The sequence below is a fragment of the Marivivens sp. LCG002 genome (genome assembly GCF_030264275.1).
Taxonomy (GTDB): Bacteria; Pseudomonadota; Alphaproteobacteria; order Rhodobacterales; family Rhodobacteraceae; genus Marivivens.
Genome location: NZ_CP127165.1, coordinates 1,356,435 through 1,372,465, shown reverse-complemented (window position 1 = coordinate 1,372,465; position 16,031 = coordinate 1,356,435). Strand labels below are relative to the sequence as shown.

Below are 16,031 nucleotides of genomic sequence, written 5' to 3'. Positions count from 1 at the left end.
CATTTATGCACAAGGACAATTGGGACGATCTGCGCTTTGTGCTTGCTGTCGCAGACGAAGGTTCGGTCAGCGGCGCGGCGCGGGTGCTGGGTGTGAACCATGCCACGGTCATTCGGCGCATTGCCGCTTTCGAGGAACGGCACGGCTCAGAGATTTTCGAAAGAACGCCGCTCGGGTATCAAATTCCCCAATCTCGTCAGATGGTTATCAGTGCGATACGAGAGGTATTCGGCGCTATCGAAGCGGTCGAACGCACTCTTGCCGGTGCTGATGCTCAGGTCTCGGGGGTGATCCGATTGACCTCGACCGATAGCCTTGCTGTGACGGTTTTACCCGAGGTGATCGCGGGTCTGGTTGCGCAATCCCCGGGTCTCGGGTTCGAGCTGCATAGCAGCAATGCCCACCTCGATCTTTCAAGACTTCACGCAGATATTACCATCCGCCCCGCCTTGCGCCTCTCGGACGAGCTGATCGGGACGCGCGCGGGCACGCTCTGGGTTTCGGTCTATGCGCCCAAAGGGTGGCCCGATGCGCCGCAATTGTCGCTGCGCGGAAATCTGGCGCGGACCCAATCGGGGGAGTGGAACGAAACCCTGATCAAGGAAAACGAGCAAGCGAACGGGTCGGACAGCTTTGTGGTGCTGCGCGAAATGGTGGCCCAGAGACTGGGACGCGCCGTGCTCCCCGATGTGCTCGGGCAAAACGATCCACGACTGGAAAAGATCGATCTCGCGCCGCCCCATACCGAGATCCCGCTCTGGGTCGCTTCGCATGCGGATTTCGGCGATTCCCCACGGCTACGCAAAGTGCGCGAGATGCTGGCGGCCGCGCTTCAGGCGCACCCGCTTCTTAGATAAAGCGGACTTTGCCGATATAGGGAAGGTTGCGGTTGCGCTGCGCAAAGTCGATCCCGTAACCGACAACGAATTCATCAGGAATTTCAAAGCCGATCCAGTCCGCTTTGAAGTCGACCTCGCGCCGCGCGGGTTTGTCGAGAAGAGCGATGGTCTTGAGTTTGCGCGGATGGCGCGTGCCCAGATAATCGGTCACATGGGCAAGGGTGTGACCCGTGTCCACGATGTCTTCAACCACAAGAACATCACGGTCCGCGATCTGGCCGCGCAAATCCTTGAGGATGCGCACCTCGCGCGAGGATTCCATCCCATCGCCATAGGACGAGGCTTCGAGGAAATCGACTTCGACGACCATATCAAGTTCGCGCACAAGATCGGCGATGAACACGAAAGAGCCGCGTAGTAGACCGATGACGACAAGTTTGTCCGTGTCGGCAAATTCCTGTTTGATCTCGCGGGCCAGTGTCTCGATCCGCGCGGCAATCGCTTTGGCCGAAATCATTTCATCAATAACATGTGGACGGTGGGGCATGTCGGTCTCCTCAGGCTCACACACATGTAACGCGGGCTTTGGTTCATGTCATCACGTCCAAACGGGTGTGGTGTCGCAGGTCGAAAACTCGGACTTGCACGCGGAGCGAAGCGGCGTAAGTAGAAGGGAGACGAAAGAAAGACGCGATCCATGCCGAAACACTCCGAGACCAGAGTTCTCCCCTATACCGCCGAGCAGATGTATGCGCTCGTCGGGGATGTTGCGAGTTACCCGAAATTTCTCCCTTGGACGGCGGGCGCGCGTATCCGCTCGGTGACCGAGCACGGGGACCACAGCGTCATGCTGGCCGATCTCGTCATCTCGTTCAAAGTGTTTCGCGAAAGCTTCGGGAGCCGCGTGACCCTTTGGCCCGAGAAGAAGCAGATCGACACTTCATACATCGACGGCCCGTTCAAACATCTCGACAGCATATGGCGGTTTCGCGATGTCGAGGGCGGCTGCGAGGTCAGCTTCGAGGTAGACTTCGAGTTCAAGAACAAACTCTTGCAGGGCGCTGCCGGGATGTTCTTCAACGAAGCGATGCAGCGCGTCGTGCGTGCCTTTGAAGATCGCGCGTCCAAGCTCTACGTCTAATATCTTGGCAAAGAAAAACGCGCCCAAGGTTTGCCTCGGGCGCGTTTTCTATTTCTAGCGCTGACTTACGAGTTCAGTTCGTAAGCGCGTTCGCCATGCACCGCGAGGTCAAGACCGTTGGTTTCGGTTTCTGCATCGACGCGGATGCCGAAGATTGCTTTGACCACAAAAATGATCGCAAGCGTCACAACGATGGTGAAGACACCGACGATGGCGAGCGAGCCGAGCTGGGCCGCCCAAGTGCCGGCGCCAAAGACCGCGATCATGATGGTGCCGAAGATACCGCCGACACCGTGCACGGCAAAGACGTCCAGCGTATCGTCGATCTTGAGACGGTCACGCATCAGGTTCACGGCCTCTTGGCACATGATACCGGCGATACCACCGATGATCACCGCTTCGATCGGGCCGACAAAGCCAGACGCGGGTGTGATCGACGCAAGACCCGCAATGGTGCCTGTGACGATACCGACAAGAGAGGCACGGCCGAACTTGATCTTTTCCCAAAGCGCCCAAGTGAGCGAGGCGGTCGCCGCAGAAATATGCGTGACGGTCAGGGCCATGGCCGCGCCGCCGTCTGCAGCAAGCTGCGAGCCGCCGTTGAAGCCGAACCAACCGACCCAGAGCATGGCCGCACCGATCATCACCATACCGGGATTATGCGGCGGGGTGTGACGGTTCTTGCGCGGGCCGAGAACAATGGCGATCAGAACGGCTGCGATACCTGCGGTTTCATGCACAACGATGCCGCCCGCAAAATCCCTTACGCCTGTTTCGCCAAAGATGCCGCCATCGGCAAGGAAACCGCCGCCCCAGATCCAATGGGTCACAGGCGCATAGCACAAAAGCATCCAGAGCGCCGAGAACGTCAGCACGAAGCCAAAGTTGATCCGCTCGACATAGGCACCGACGATCAGAGCAGGTGTGATGATTGCAAAGGTCATCTGGAACGCAAAAAACAGCACCTCGGGGAGGGTGCCCGACAGGCTCTCCGCATCGACGCCGTTCAAAAAGGCTTTGCCAAGACCGCCCCAAACGGCGTTTCCGTCTCCAAAGGCGATCGAGTAACCGCCTGCGAGCCAAAGGATGCTCATCAGGCAGGCAATCGCATAACAATGCATGAACACACTGAGCACGTTGCGCGCCCGCACGAGGCCGCCGTAAAACAGCGCAAGGCCAGGTAGTGTCATGAACAGCACAAGGGCCGTCGCTACAATGATCCAGGCGGTATCCGCTCCGTTCATCTGTCTCTCCTTCCAGTTTCCCGCAGTGCGTTGGTCGCACCTGTTGTCGGTTCGGCGACTCTGCGCCGACCGAGATGGCCGCATCAAAGGGCCAAAGCCGAGAAAAAGAAGAGCAAACCGCCTTTGTTCATGGTGAAAACATGGGCAGTTCGGAAAGTGCCTAAATATTAGGCGCTCGAACGGAGGAAATGCCGTTTCTTAGGCATTTGCAAAAAGCTGCGAAATTGATCGTCCTGCCGCGAAAGCGGGCCCCGCACGATTGATCAGTGGTCGCCGACACCGTTTTCGATCGACCGCAACAAGAGTCGTATCGCGTGATCGACAGCAGCCTTGCGCACATTGGCCCGCCCGATCGCGCCGAATTCCACCGTCTCGGTAAAGATCGTCTCGCCGTCCGAGATGCCAAAACATACACGGCCCTCGGGTTTGAAATCCGAGGCGCCCGGACCTGCGATCCCTGTTGTCGCGACCGCGAGGGTTGCACCCGAATGGCGCAGCGCTCCGAGCGCCATTTCGGCGGCGACTTCTTCCGAAACGGCACCATGTGCGAGCAGCAACTTTTCCGAGACACCTAGAATTTCGACCTTGGCCGAATTGGTATAGGTGACAAAGCCGCGGTCAAAGATTTCGGAGCTTCCTGCAGTGTCGGTAATCGCGGCCGAAATCATCCCGCCCGTGCAACTTTCGGCGGTTGCGATAATGGCGCCGTGACGGCGCGCGGCCTCGAGCAATTCAAGACTCACATCAATACTCCATGAGCGATGCCTGCAAGAAGCATGGTGCCGATTCCGGCGAAAATACCAGCCCAAATATCGTCAAGCATCACCCCGACGGGATCGTGGCGACGATCTGCGCGGCCGACGAGCCAAGGCTTCCAGATATCGAAGAGGCGGAACAGCAGGAACGCGCCGACCCAACCCGGATAGGGAAAGTTCCAGGTGTCGAGCCCCATCATCCAAAAGCCGAACGAGGGCGCAAGAAGCGCGATCCACTGACCCGCCACTTCGTCGATGACGATCTCCGAAGGGTCCTCGGTCGGGCGATCGGCAAGCTCTTTGCCCACGGCCCAAAACCCGAGCCACGTCACGAGTGCGGTTGCGACAAGCAGGAGCGGAAAGCTCCCCAACCCGTGGAGCACAAGCCCAAGCACGACAGCCGCAGCCGAACCCCAGGTGCCGGGGGCAGGGCGCAAAAGCCCTACATAGAAAAAGGTTGTGATCATGCGGGTCATAGTTTCACCAAAGTCGCCGTCGCAATCGCGGCAATCCCTTCTTCGCGGCCTGTAAAGCCGAGTTGTTCGGACGTGGTTGCCTTGACGCTCATCCGCGAAACGTCGATCCCCATGATCTCGGCCATAGCTTCGCGCATAGCGACGGCATGCGGGCCGACTTTTGGGCGTTCACAGATCAGCGTGCAATCCGCATGGGTGATGGTAAAGCCGTTTGCGCGGGCCAAGTCACAGGCATGACGGAGGAAAATATGGCTGGCGGCCCCTTTCCATTGCGGGTCCGAGGGCGGGAAATGCTGGCCGATGTCGCCCATACCGAGCGCACCGTAAATCGCATCCGTCACCGCATGCATACCGACATCCGCGTCCGAATGGCCCTTGAGCGCCTTGGTGTGCGGAATCTTCACGCCGCAAAGCCAGACGTGATCGCCGTCCTCGAATGCATGCACGTCGAATCCGTTGCCTGTCCTGATATCCATCTGACCTCTCAATTTGGCTTCAGCGCGTAGAAAGTCCTCGGGCGCTGTGATCTTTATATTCTCTTCGTCGCCCTTCGTAATTGCGACAGAAACGCCGAACGCGCGCGCGACCTCGACATCATCGAGAGGCGCACCGCGATAGGCGCGATGAGCGCCCAGAATGGTGGCAAAGGCAAAGCCTTGGGGCGTTTGCGCCCGAAAGAGCCCCGCGCGGTCCTGGGTGCCGACGACTTCCGCATCTTCGCCCCGCCAAAGGGCATCAGTCACCGCCACGGCAGGAGCGGCAGCTTTGTAGGTCGCTAGAGCGTCGAGCACACCGTCGATCACCTCGGCCGATACCAGAGGTCGCGCGGCGTCATGAATGAGCACAAGATCGGGGGGATTGCCTGCAAGCGCCTCGAGCCCATTGCGCACGGATTGGTCACGGCTTGCACCGCCAAGAACACAAAGCGCATCAGCAAATTCGTCCGCACGGTGCATATCGTCCGCCCCGAGCACCATGACGATGCGGTCGATTGTGGGATGGGTGCGGAACCTGTCGAGCGTGTGATCGATAACCCGCTTGCCTGCAAGTGCGCGCCATTGTTTGGGCAATCCGCCCCCTGCGCGGAGACCGCGACCTGCTGCAACGATTATGACTGCAGTGCTCATCGGCGCTCCGCTTGATTGACTTGTGCTTTTACTATGCCTTGCGGCGCGCCTGCGCAAATGCTGACTTTCAGTCGATATACATGCACAAAATTTAAGCACATCAGTTTTTCTGTTCAAAAAATATACGCAATATCGTTGTGACTTGGGGTTCATATGTCTAGATCAGGAGCGGAAGCCTATTTTTAAAGCAAGAAGAGCTGTGACCCGACTCGCCCCGATCCACCTTGATGATGTGACGCTTGCGCCACCCGTTGCGCTCGCGCCGCTGGCGGGGATTACCGATTTGCCGTTTCGCCAATTGGTCAGCCGCTTTGGTGCGGGCTGGGTCGTCTCCGAGATGGTCGCCAGTCAGGAAATGATTCAGGCCAAACCGGGCGTGCGAGAAAAGGCCGAGCTTGGGTTTGACCAAGCGAACACTGCGGTGCAACTTGCGGGGCGCGAGGCGCATTGGATGGCCGAGGCCGCGCGGGTTGTCGAAGGCAACGGCGCCAAGATCATCGACATCAACATGGGGTGCCCGGCGAAAAAGGTGACGAACGGCTATTCGGGTTCGGCGCTTCTCAAGGATCTTGATCATGCTTTGACCTTGATCGAAGCCGTTGTCGCAGCGGTCAGCATTCCCGTCACGCTCAAGACGCGACTTGGTTGGGACGATGCGCTTCTCAATGCGCCCGAGCTTGCGCGTCGGGCAGAGGCCGCGGGTATTCGGCTCTTGACCATTCATGGGCGCACCCGCTGCCAGTTCTACAAAGGTCGGGCCGATTGGGCCGCAATTGCCGAGGTAAAAAAGGCAGTCTCGATCCCCGTGATTGCCAATGGCGATATCGTGGACGCAGCGACCGCCAATGAGGCTCTGACCGCATCGGGCGCGGACGGGGTGATGATCGGACGCGGCGCCCAAGGCAAACCTTGGATCCTGTCGCAGGTGTCGGCAGAGCTATCTGGGCAGCCCGTGCCCCCTGCGCCTGAGCGGTCCGAATTCATCGACATGGTCTGCGGTCATTACGAGGCCATGCTCGGATTTTACGGCGAAGACCTCGGCGGTCGCGTGGCACGCAAACATTTGGGTTGGTATATGGATGAAGCGATGACCGAAAGCGATCTTCGCAAGCGGGTTCTCACCGAAAAGAGCACGGCAAAGGTGTTAGGTCTTTTGCCCGACGCCCTCGCATCCTGGGAAAGGCTTGCCGCATGACCATTGATCCCAATCTGTGGAACTCGATCCCTGTCCCTGCGCTTCTTCTGACGGCTGACGATATCATCGTCGACAGCAATCCCGCCGCCGAGAGCTTTCTGAACCTTTCGTCCCGCGCGCTCACAGGTGCGCCCGTCTGGGACAAGGTGATGATCGACGCCGAGATCGAAGCGGCCTATGCCCGTGCGCGGCTCAACAATTCGTCGCTCTTTGTGAATGACGTGGATGTGGGCTCGGGCGAGCGTGCGCCGCTGCAATGCAATATCCAGTTCGCGCCGCTTACGGGGGCCGAGGGCATGATGCTGATGATGATCTCGCCGCGCGAGATTGCAAGCAGGGTCACGGTCAATACCTCGTCGAGCAAAGCCGCGAAATCCGCCATCGGGATGGCCGAAATGCTGGCCCACGAGATCAAGAACCCGCTTGCGGGGATCACGGGGGCGGCGCAGCTCTTGGCGATGAACCTTTCTGCCGAGGATCAGGAGCTTACCGATCTGATCGTCGATGAATGCCGCCGCATCGTGAAGCTTCTCGAACAGGTCGAACAGTTCGGGAACCTGCGCCCGCCGATGCTCAAGGCGGTCAATCTCCACGACGTTCTTGATCGTGCGCGGCAATCGGCTTCGATCGGCTTTGGCGCGCATATGCTCTTTATCGAGGATTACGACCCTTCGCTTCCTCAGACGATGGTGGACCCCGACCAGCTCCTTCAGGTGTTTCTCAACCTTTTGAAAAACGCCTCGGAAGCCAGCAAAAGCGGGGGAACCATCCGGTTGCATACCTTTTATGATGCCGCGCTTCGGGTGCGCAAACCCGACGGGACCCACGCCAGATTGCCGCTTCAGGTCGAGGTGATCGACGATGGCCCCGGCCTCCCGCCCGACATTGCGGCAGATGTCTTCGAACCCTTTGTATCGGGACGCGAAAACGGCACAGGCCTTGGCCTTGCGCTCGTGTCCAAATTGATTGCCGACGTCGGCGGCTGGATCTCGGTCGATTCAGTTCCCGGTCGCACTGTTTTCAGAATTTCACTTCCGCTCGCCCCGAAAGAGCCCCAAATATCAAACGGAGATAACTGATGGATGGAACCGTTCTAGTCGCAGATGACGACCGCACTATCCGCACCGTTCTGACGCAGGCGCTGACCCGTGCGGGATGTAAGGTTCACGCCACATCCTCGCTCGTCACGCTGATGCGCTGGGTCGAAGAGGGCAAGGGCGATCTGGTGATTTCCGATGTCGTCATGCCCGATGGCAACGGGCTTGACCAACTGCCCAAGATTTCCGCCGCGCGTCCCGGTCTCCCAGTGATCGTGATTTCGGCGCAAAACACCATCATGACCGCCATTCAGGCCGCCGAAAAAGAGGCCTATGACTATCTTCCCAAACCGTTCGATCTTCCTGATCTGATGAAGCGCGCCTCGCGGGCGCTCGAAGTCAAACGGCGCACGCCCGCACCGCGCAGCGAGGCTGCGGATCAGTCGAACGATCTTCCACTGGTGGGCAGAACCCCCGCGATGCAGGCGCTTTATCGTCTTGTTGCGCGGGTAATGAACACGGCGCTTCCCGTTCTGATCACAGGGGAAAGCGGGACGGGCAAGTCGTTGATCGCACGCGCCATCCATGATTTCTCGGATCGTCGCAGCCTTCCGTTCGTCGTAGTGGCTCCTTCCGATCTCGAAGGTATGGACGGCCCCTCGACCGTCTTGTCGCGGGCCAAGGGCGGCTCGCTCCTCTTTGACGAAGTCGGCGACCTCAGCCCCGAAGCCCAAGCCCGCATCGTGCGCATGCTCGACACTTTGGGCGAGAATGCGCCACGTATTATGGCGACCTCACAGGTTGATCTTATGAATCGCATGGAGGCAGGCGAGTTCCGCGAGGATCTCTTTTATCGTCTCGGCGGCGTGACGCTCACCGTGCCGTCCCTGCGCGAACGGGTGGACGACATTGCGCTCTTGGCGGAACACTTCCTCCTTCGGGCCGAGCGCGACGGGCTTCCCACGCGCAGGCTGTCGCAAGGGGCGCTTGATATGGCGCGCACCTATAGCTGGCCCGGAAACGTGCGCCAGCTCGAAAACGCAATGCGCCGCCTCCTCGTAACTTCTGCCGAAGAAGAGATTTCACGCGGCGAGATGGAAATGATCCTTGCCAACCAGCCCGCGATGGAGCCGCTGCGCGGTGCGGGCGAGGGCGACAAACTCATGGCATCAGTGGCAAAGCACCTGCGCCGCTATTTCGATCTCCACGGGGGCGTTCTTCCTCCTCCCGGACTTTACCAGCGTATCCTGCGCGAGGTTGAGACACCATTGATCGAAATTGCGCTCGATGCCACCGCCGGCAATCAAGCAAAATGTGCCGATCTTCTCGGGATCAACCGCAATACTTTGCGTAAAAAGATCACCGAGCTTGATATCCGCGTGACACGCCGCCGCAAATTGATGTAAAACCGCAACATAACCGTGGCCCCAGAGTCGCACTCTGGCAAGGACCACATAATCGGCGGTTGGGCCTAGCGCCCGCAGAAACAGGGCAGTTCGTTGCAGCGGTCCCTCTTGGGTTTGAGATTGAACCGGTTTACCCGGTGGTCCCGTCAGCGACGGGTCCAGAACTTTGCGACCTTGGGTCTTGTGCTCTTGGGGCCCGTGCTTGCTTTGCTCACATTTGTGGTGCTCGGCCCGCTCGATCTCGGTGTGGCGGAGCCTTCGCTTCGTGTCGTTCTTCTTGCCGATCTGGTTTACGTGCTCGTCGTTGCGGCGCTCGTGCTTCAGCGGGTCGCACAGATGGTTTCGGCACGACGCAACAAATCGGCGGGCTCTCAGCTTCACCTAAGGCTGACGGGGGTCTTCGCGCTTTTGGCGCTTATTCCCACCATTCTGGTCGCGGTCTTTGCGGTGCTCTCGATCAATGTCGGTCTGGAAGGCTGGTTCTCGGATCGTGTGCGCAATGTGGTTTCTTCGTCTCTGTCTGCGGCGCAAGCCTATGAGAACGAACACAAAAGCGAACTGCGCCGCGATGCCGAAGCGCTTGCCGCCTATCTCGATACGCAACGCCAGCAGATTTTCTTCATGTCGGACGGAGAGATCCGCCAAGCGCTCGCCGCAGTCAGCGGGCAAATCGACCGAAGCCTGACCGAAGCTTTTGTCATCGACGGCGGGGGCGAACTCAAGGCACGCGGTGTCGGCTCTTATGAATTCGACTATGAGCCCCCGACGATCGAGCAAATCGCGCAATCCGTGACCGAGATGGTCATCTTAGAAGACTGGCCGAACAATGAATTCCGCGCGCTCATCGCGCTCCCGAGTTTTGCCGACCGCTATCTCTATGTGAGCCGCGAAGTTGACGGTGCGATCCTTTCCCTGCTGGATGAAACCAAGGAAACCGTCGGACTTTACGAGCAACTCGAGAGCGAACGAGGGCGTATGCTGTTCGAGTTCGGTCTTCTCTATCTCGGGTTTGCGGTGATCCTTATCCTTGCTGCGATCTGGCTTGGTCTGTGGTTTGCCGAGCGGCTTTCGCGCCCGATCGGCCGTCTTGTGATCGCCTCGGAGCGGGTCGGTCGCGGTGATTTCGATGTGCGCGTGGTCGAAGAGGATGGTGACGACGAAATCTCCCAAATCGGTCGCCATTTCAACGAGATGACAGAGAGACTTCATGTCCAGCGTGAAGAGCTTTTGAACAACACCGCCCAGATTGATCGCCGCAGGCGCCTGTTTGACTCGGTTCTGACCTCGATCACATCGGGCGTTGTCGGCCTCGACTCCGAAGGACGCGTGACCTTTGTGAACCGATCGGGCCAACGTCTTCTGGATGTGGCCGAAGGCTATGAGGAAACCGCACTCAAAGTGGCGGTTCCCGAGTTCGGCCCACTCTTTGATGCCCTTATCGAAGGCAAAGAAGTGGTGCAGGAACAGGTGAACCTTGTGCGCGGCGGCAAGCAAGAAGCGCTCTTGGTGCGCATGGCGACGCGTCGCAATGAAGCGGGCGTGCTCGAAGGCTTTGTGGTGGCCTTTGACGATGTGACCGACCTTGTGAGCGCGCAGCGGACCGCCGCTTGGGGTGACGTTGCGCGGCGCATTGCCCACGAGATCAAGAACCCGCTGACGCCGATCCAGCTTTCGGCCGAGCGCATCCAGCGCAAATTCGCCTCCAAAGTCGGTGAGGACAGCGAAGCACTGGAACAGATGACAAACGTGATCGTGCGCCAGACCAATGACTTGCGCCGCATCGTGGACGAATTTTCAAAATTCGCACGCATGCCCGAGCCGCAAAAGCTACATCATGATATTGCGGCTTTGGTCAAAGATGCCGTTGCCTTGCAACAGGCGGGCCAACCCGACGTGACCATCTCGCTCCATATCGAGGACGGGTCGTTTTCGGCTGACCTTGACGCAACGATGATCGGTCAGGCTTTGACCAATTTGATCAAGAATGCGGGTGAAGCCACTGAAACCTATCGGGAAAAACATCCCGAGGATAAAACCTACAACGGTGCGATCAAGGTCGCTCTTATCAGGGACGGCGCATTTGCGCGTCTGACCGTTTCGGACAATGGCATCGGGCTTCCCGAAGATCGGGCGCGGCTCTTTGAACCCTATGTCACGACACGCGACAAAGGCACGGGCCTTGGCCTCCCGATTGTCAAGAAAATCATTGAAGAACATAGCGGTAGTCTGCGTCTTGAAGACGCGGATCCGTTTGAGGCCGGCGCCCACAAGGGGGCAATGGCCGTCGTAGAACTCCCGCTGCTTGGTTCGGCTGCGGACAAGGATGCTGTATGAGGATGTTATGGGCGATATTCTGATTACCGATGACGAGCGCGACATTCGCGAGCTGATTTCGGATATCCTTCAGGATGAAGGGTTTGCCACGCGGCTTGCGGGCAATGCCGACGAGTGTATGGCGGCGATCGAGAGCGAGGTTCCCGCTCTGATGATCCTCGATATCTGGCTGAAAGACAGCCATATGGACGGGATCGACATTCTCAAGAAGGTCAAGCGCGAGCATCCCGAAGTGCCGATCGTAATCATCTCGGGTCACGGAAATATCGAGATTGCCGTCGCAGCGATCAAGCAGGGGGCCTACGACTTTATCGAAAAGCCCTTCAACATCGACCAGCTTTTGGTGGTAATCCGCCGCGCGATGGAAACCTCTCGCCTGCGCCGCGAAAACCAAGAGCTGAAGAAAAGCGATGTGGGTGTCTCCGAAATGATCGGCGACAGCGCGGCTTTCCGCAATCTCAAGTCCCAATTGGACAAGGTTACGAAAACCAACGGGCGCGTGATGCTCACAGGTTCCCCGGGGTGCGGCAAGGAAATCGCCGCGCGTTACGTGCACGCCAACTCGAACCGCGCCTCTGCGCCATTCGTGCTTGTGTCTTCGGCATCGGTAGAACCCGACCGCATGGAAGAGGTTTTGTTCGGGCGCGAAAGCCGCGAGAACGGCGTTGAGAAGGGTCTCCTTGAAGAAGCGAACGGCGGAGTGATCTATTTTGAAGAGATCGCCGATATGCCGCTTGGCACCCAGTCGAAAATCCTTCGGGTATTGGTGGACCAAAAGTTCACCCGTGTCGGCGGGAATGATAAAATTCAGGTTGATCTTCGCGTTATTTCCAGCACGAACAAAGACTTGGAGAGCGAGATTGAAGCAGGCAACTTCCGTCAGGAGCTCTATCATCGTTTGAATGTTGTCCCGATTGCTGTTCCAAGCCTTGAAGAGCGCCGCGAGGATATTCCGCTTCTTGCCGAACATTTCATCGCCTCCTTCAACAAGACCCAAGGTCTTCCGCTGCGCGAGTTGGCAGAGGATGCCCGCGCCTTGCTCCAGACGATGATCTGGCCGGGGAATGTGCGTCAGCTCAAGAATGTGATCGAGCGGGTGCTCATCCTTGGGGACGGCACAGGGCCGATAGCCGCCAAAGAGCTTCCGCAGAACGAAGAAAAGGCGAGCGACGACGGACGCATTGTTTTGTCCAATGCGCTGGCGACGCTTCCGCTGCGCGAGGCGCGCGAACTCTTTGAACGCGAGTATCTTCTGACACAGATCAACCGCTTTGGTGGCAATATCAGCCGCACGGCGTCCTTTGTGGGGATGGAGCGCTCTGCCTTGCATCGCAAACTCAAGTCGCTCGGGGTGGTGACCACCAACAAAGCGGGCGGCAGAGTGGCCTATATCGAAGAGGAATGAGGGCGGCGGCGATTGACGCCCCCCTCAACCCGTGCAAGACATCATACAAAGCAGGTTACGAGGACCCGAAATGAAGGTCATCATTTGCGGCGCAGGTCAGGTCGGCTGGCAAATCGCGCGACATCTTTCCAGCGAGCGGAACGACGTGACGGTTGTGGACAACAACCCCGAACTCATTCTTCGCGCGACCGAAACGCTCGATGTCAACGGCATCACGGGGCACGCCTCTTACCCAGAGGTGCTTGATCGGGCAGGGGCGCGGGACGCCGATATGATCATCGCCGCCACCCATTCGGACGAGGTGAACATGGTCACATGCCAAGTCGCCCATTCGGTCTTTTCGATCCAGCGCAAGATCGCGCGACTGAGGTCCCAAGCCTATCTCGACTCCTCTTATTCCGATCTCTATCGCCGCGATCACATGCCGATCGACGTCAAAATTTCGCCCGAGCGCGAAGTTGCCGAAGCGGCGCTCCAGCGGATCAAATCGCCCTCGGCCTTTGATACCGAAAGCTTCCTCGACGGGCGCGGGCATCTTTTGGGGATCAAAATCGACGAAAACTGTCCCGTGGTGAATACGCCGCTCAGACAGCTTACCGATCTGTTCTCGACGCTTCAGGCGATCGTGGTCGGCATCCGCCGTGACGGGACGCTCTTTGCTCCCGCTCCGGGGGATCAGATTTTTGTCGGGGATGATTGTTACGTCTTTGCCAAGACCGAAGACATCAACCGCACGATGGAGATTTTCGGCAAGGAAACCCGCCGTCTTGAACGGGTCGTCATCATCGGGGGCGGCAATGTCGGTCTCTTTGTGGCAAAAGCACTCGAAAGCCAGCCCGAGCGGGTGCGCGTCAAAGTCATCGAACGCGACCGCAAGCGCGCCGAAGTTGCAGCCGATGCGCTCGAGCGGACAATCGTTCTTCACGGGGACGGGCTTAGCGCTTCGCTCCTTGACGAAGCCAATGTCGCGAGCGCCGATGTGGTTCTGGCGCTGACGGACGACGACAAGACGAACATGCTCGTCTCGGTGCGTGCCAAGCAGATGGGCGCCAAGATGAGCATTTGCCTGACCAACGATCCGACCCTCACGCCCTTGATGGGACCGCTCGACATCGACGCCTATCTCAACCCGCGCGCCACAACGGTTTCGTCGATCCTACGCCATATCCGCCACGGCAAAGTGCGCGGGGTCTATTCCATCGGTGACGCCGAAGCGGAAATGATCGAAGCGCAGGTTCTGGGCACCTCGCCGATTGCAGGCGAGCGCATCCGCGACATTCCCTTTCCCGAAGGCGTGCTTGTGGGCGGCGTGATGAAAGACGGCCAGCTTATCAAACCCGACGGCTCGACCCGTATCGAAGAAAACGACATTCTCGTGCTCTTTTGCATGTCTGCCGATGTGCCCGAAGTCGAACGATTGCTCCAAGTTTCCATCGATTTCTTCTGATGTTCGCACGTATCACAAAGCAGCCGCTCTTTGTGCTCTTGATGGGGCTGGCCTCGCTTTTGATGCTTTTGCCGTCGCTCCATGCGCTGTCTTTGGGGAATTTCCGCGTCAGTCGGCCGTTTTTCTATAGCGCTGTGGCCTTCTTTTTCGTGACCGCCATGATCGCGATAGCGATGGACGGGCGCGGTTTCGGGCGCCATCAGGCCCGCAACCAGTTGCTGACGCTTGTCGCCACCTTTGCAGCGCTGCCCCTCATGCTCGCCTTTCCGTTCTATGAGGCCCACGGGCGGATCAGTTTTCTCGATGCCTGGATCGAGATGGTGTCTTGCCTGACGACCACAGGGGCGACGCTGTTCGATAACCCGTGGCGGCTGAATGTATCGCTGCATCTTTGGCGGTCGATCGTTGGGTGGATGGGCGGTTATTTCATGTGGGTCGCCGCCTTTGCGATCCTTGCGCCGATGAACCTCGGCGGGTTCGAAGTGCGTTCGTCGGGCGTCGCGGGCACGGGGCGCAACCTGAGCCAGATTTCACGGATTGCGGACCCATCCGAGCGGTTCACGCGCTTTGCGCTCAAACTCGGTCCGATCTATCTCGGGATCACGCTTGCGCTCTGGGTCGGGCTTTTGATCGCGGGGGATCGGAGCTTTGTGGCCCTGACCCACGCCATGGCAACAGTTTCGACATCGGGGATTTCCCCCATCGGTGGCCTTTACTGGTCGCGGGGCGGGTTCATCGGCGAGGTATTCATCTTTGTCGTCTTTGCCTTTGCCATTTCGCGCCTGACTTTCAGTCGCGGTCTGATCGGAGAAGAGCGCAGTCCCTTGCTTCGCGATCCCGAAGTCAAAATGGCCGTGGCTCTGATCTCGATGGTCGCGGGCGGTTTGTTCTTGCGTCACTTCATCGGTGTCTTCGAGGGCCGAGGCGAGGAGTCCTCGTTCATCGCTGCGATCCATGCGCTATGGGGCGGGATTTTCACCTCTTTGTCTTTCCTGACGACTACGGGGTTTGAATCGCGCTATTGGACGGAAACGTCGAGCTGGTCCCATTTGAACACGCCCGGTCTTGCGTTGATCGGGCTTGCTTTGATCGGGGGCGGCATCGCAACGACGGCAGGGGGTGTGAAGCTTCTGCGCGTCTATGCTCTTTTCCGTCACTCCGAGCGGGAACTTGAAATGCTGGTCCACCCGTCCTCGCTTGGCGGTGCAGGGAGCGAGGCGCGGCAGATCCGAAGATCGGGCGCGTTTGTCGCTTGGATCTTTTTCATGATTTTTGCACTCTCCATCATCGGTGTTGTGACCGCGCTGGCCCTCACGGGGGTGCAGTTCGAAAACTCGCTTGTGATTGCGGTGTCGGCCCTGTCCACCACGGGCCCCATTCTTGATATCGCAGCCGAGGACCCGATTTCACTCTCGGGATTGCGGGACATTTCGAAGTTTATCGTGGCCTCGGCCATGGTTCTTGGACGGCTCGAGGCGCTTGCGATCATCGCGCTTCTCAATCCCGATTTCTGGAGAAATTGAGCCCGAGGTTCAACAGCCGACGCATAGGTTTATTTTGGGGCTGGAAACTCTTGGATTCGTTCTACATACTCCACGTGTAATCACATTGACCGGATTATCGGT

Annotated in this window: 14 protein-coding genes; 9 read left to right on the top strand and 5 right to left on the bottom strand. The window is 58.6% G+C overall.

The window, feature by feature from the left end:
• The first annotated feature begins 5 nt into the window (after positions 1–5).
• The gene (locus tag QQG91_RS06765; protein WP_285772204.1) at positions 6–857 is read left to right on the top strand and encodes a LysR family transcriptional regulator; all 852 of its coding nucleotides are present in this window, start codon (positions 6–8) and stop codon (positions 855–857) included.
• On the opposite strand, the gene hpt is transcribed toward QQG91_RS06765, so the two are convergent.
• The gene (gene hpt, locus QQG91_RS06760) at positions 850–1,386 is read right to left on the bottom strand and encodes a hypoxanthine phosphoribosyltransferase (RefSeq protein ID WP_285772203.1); all 537 of its coding nucleotides are present in this window, start codon (positions 1,384–1,386) and stop codon (positions 850–852) included. The two genes, QQG91_RS06765 and hpt, sit on opposite strands and share 8 nt — an antisense overlap.
• Before the next feature lie 150 nt (positions 1,387–1,536).
• On the opposite strand from hpt, the gene QQG91_RS06755 reads away from it, so the two are divergent.
• Complete coding sequence (locus QQG91_RS06755) at positions 1,537–1,980, top strand: type II toxin-antitoxin system RatA family toxin (RefSeq protein WP_285772202.1); 444 nt, start codon at positions 1,537–1,539, stop codon at positions 1,978–1,980.
• A gap of 65 nt (positions 1,981–2,045) precedes the next feature.
• Here QQG91_RS06755 and QQG91_RS06750 read toward each other — a convergent pair whose 3' ends face one another.
• The 4 genes from QQG91_RS06750 to QQG91_RS06735 all read right to left on the bottom strand — a co-directional run bounded on the left by QQG91_RS06750 (position 2,046) and on the right by QQG91_RS06735 (position 5,582).
• Entirely contained in the window at positions 2,046–3,224 is a 1,179-nt protein-coding gene (locus tag QQG91_RS06750) for an ammonium transporter (RefSeq protein WP_285772201.1), read from the bottom strand.
• 263 nt (positions 3,225–3,487) lie between these two features.
• Positions 3,488–3,967 (bottom strand): CinA family protein, encoded by a 480-nt coding sequence (locus QQG91_RS06745; protein WP_502881591.1) that lies wholly within the window; start codon positions 3,965–3,967, stop codon positions 3,488–3,490.
• A complete protein-coding gene (locus tag QQG91_RS06740; protein ID WP_285772200.1) occupies positions 3,964–4,455 on the bottom strand; it encodes a phosphatidylglycerophosphatase A family protein in 492 nt (163 codons plus the stop codon). Before QQG91_RS06740 ends, QQG91_RS06745 begins: the two co-directional genes overlap by 4 nt.
• Positions 4,452–5,582, bottom strand: a complete 1,131-nt coding sequence (locus tag QQG91_RS06735; protein ID WP_285772199.1) for a bifunctional 2-C-methyl-D-erythritol 4-phosphate cytidylyltransferase/2-C-methyl-D-erythritol 2,4-cyclodiphosphate synthase — start codon at positions 5,580–5,582, stop codon at positions 4,452–4,454. Before QQG91_RS06735 ends, QQG91_RS06740 begins: the two co-directional genes overlap by 4 nt.
• A gap of 199 nt (positions 5,583–5,781) precedes the next feature.
• Here QQG91_RS06735 and dusB point away from each other — a divergent pair, with 199 nt between their 5' ends.
• The 7 genes from dusB to QQG91_RS06700 all read left to right on the top strand — a co-directional run bounded on the left by dusB (position 5,782) and on the right by QQG91_RS06700 (position 15,929).
• The gene (gene dusB, locus QQG91_RS06730; protein ID WP_285772198.1) at positions 5,782–6,777 is read left to right on the top strand and encodes a tRNA dihydrouridine synthase DusB; all 996 of its coding nucleotides are present in this window, start codon (positions 5,782–5,784) and stop codon (positions 6,775–6,777) included.
• On the top strand, positions 6,774–7,856 hold the full coding sequence (locus QQG91_RS06725) for a two-component system sensor histidine kinase NtrB (RefSeq protein WP_285772197.1): 1,083 nt from the start codon (positions 6,774–6,776) through the stop codon (positions 7,854–7,856). Before dusB ends, QQG91_RS06725 begins: the two co-directional genes overlap by 4 nt.
• On the top strand, positions 7,856–9,220 hold the full coding sequence (locus QQG91_RS06720) for a response regulator (protein ID WP_285772196.1): 1,365 nt from the start codon (positions 7,856–7,858) through the stop codon (positions 9,218–9,220). Before QQG91_RS06725 ends, QQG91_RS06720 begins: the two co-directional genes overlap by 1 nt.
• 114 nt (positions 9,221–9,334) lie before the next feature.
• Positions 9,335–11,554, top strand: coding sequence for a sensor histidine kinase NtrY-like (locus QQG91_RS06715; RefSeq protein WP_502881590.1), 2,220 nt, complete (start codon positions 9,335–9,337; stop codon positions 11,552–11,554).
• A 7-nt stretch (positions 11,555–11,561) separates the two neighbouring features.
• Entirely contained in the window at positions 11,562–12,959 is a 1,398-nt protein-coding gene (gene ntrX, locus QQG91_RS06710; protein WP_285772194.1) for a nitrogen assimilation response regulator NtrX, read from the top strand.
• 70 nt (positions 12,960–13,029) lie between these two features.
• A complete protein-coding gene (gene trkA, locus QQG91_RS06705) occupies positions 13,030–14,406 on the top strand; it encodes a Trk system potassium transporter TrkA (RefSeq protein WP_285772193.1) in 1,377 nt (458 codons plus the stop codon).
• Entirely contained in the window at positions 14,406–15,929 is a 1,524-nt protein-coding gene (locus QQG91_RS06700; protein ID WP_285772192.1) for a TrkH family potassium uptake protein, read from the top strand. Before trkA ends, QQG91_RS06700 begins: the two co-directional genes overlap by 1 nt.
• Positions 15,930–16,031: the final 102 nt, after the last annotated feature.

Bases quoted from the DNA above. Each gene is read 5' to 3' on its own strand.
- QQG91_RS06765 (WP_285772204.1), top strand. From the start codon at position 6: ATGCACAAGGACAATTGGGACGATCTGCGCTTTGTGCTTGCTGTCGCA.
- hpt (WP_285772203.1), bottom strand. From the start codon at position 1,386: ATGCCCCACCGTCCACATGTTATTGATGAAATGATTTCGGCCAAAGCG.
- QQG91_RS06755 (WP_285772202.1), top strand. From the start codon at position 1,537: ATGCCGAAACACTCCGAGACCAGAGTTCTCCCCTATACCGCCGAGCAG.
- QQG91_RS06750 (WP_285772201.1), bottom strand. From the start codon at position 3,224: ATGAACGGAGCGGATACCGCCTGGATCATTGTAGCGACGGCCCTTGTG.
- QQG91_RS06740 (WP_285772200.1), bottom strand. From the start codon at position 4,455: ATGACCCGCATGATCACAACCTTTTTCTATGTAGGGCTTTTGCGCCCT.
- QQG91_RS06735 (WP_285772199.1), bottom strand. From the start codon at position 5,582: ATGAGCACTGCAGTCATAATCGTTGCAGCAGGTCGCGGTCTCCGCGCA.
- QQG91_RS06725 (WP_285772197.1), top strand. From the start codon at position 6,774: ATGACCATTGATCCCAATCTGTGGAACTCGATCCCTGTCCCTGCGCTT.
- QQG91_RS06720 (WP_285772196.1), top strand. From the start codon at position 7,856: ATGGATGGAACCGTTCTAGTCGCAGATGACGACCGCACTATCCGCACC.
- ntrX (WP_285772194.1), top strand. From the start codon at position 11,562: ATGGGCGATATTCTGATTACCGATGACGAGCGCGACATTCGCGAGCTG.
- trkA (WP_285772193.1), top strand. From the start codon at position 13,030: ATGAAGGTCATCATTTGCGGCGCAGGTCAGGTCGGCTGGCAAATCGCG.
- QQG91_RS06700 (WP_285772192.1), top strand. From the start codon at position 14,406: ATGTTCGCACGTATCACAAAGCAGCCGCTCTTTGTGCTCTTGATGGGG.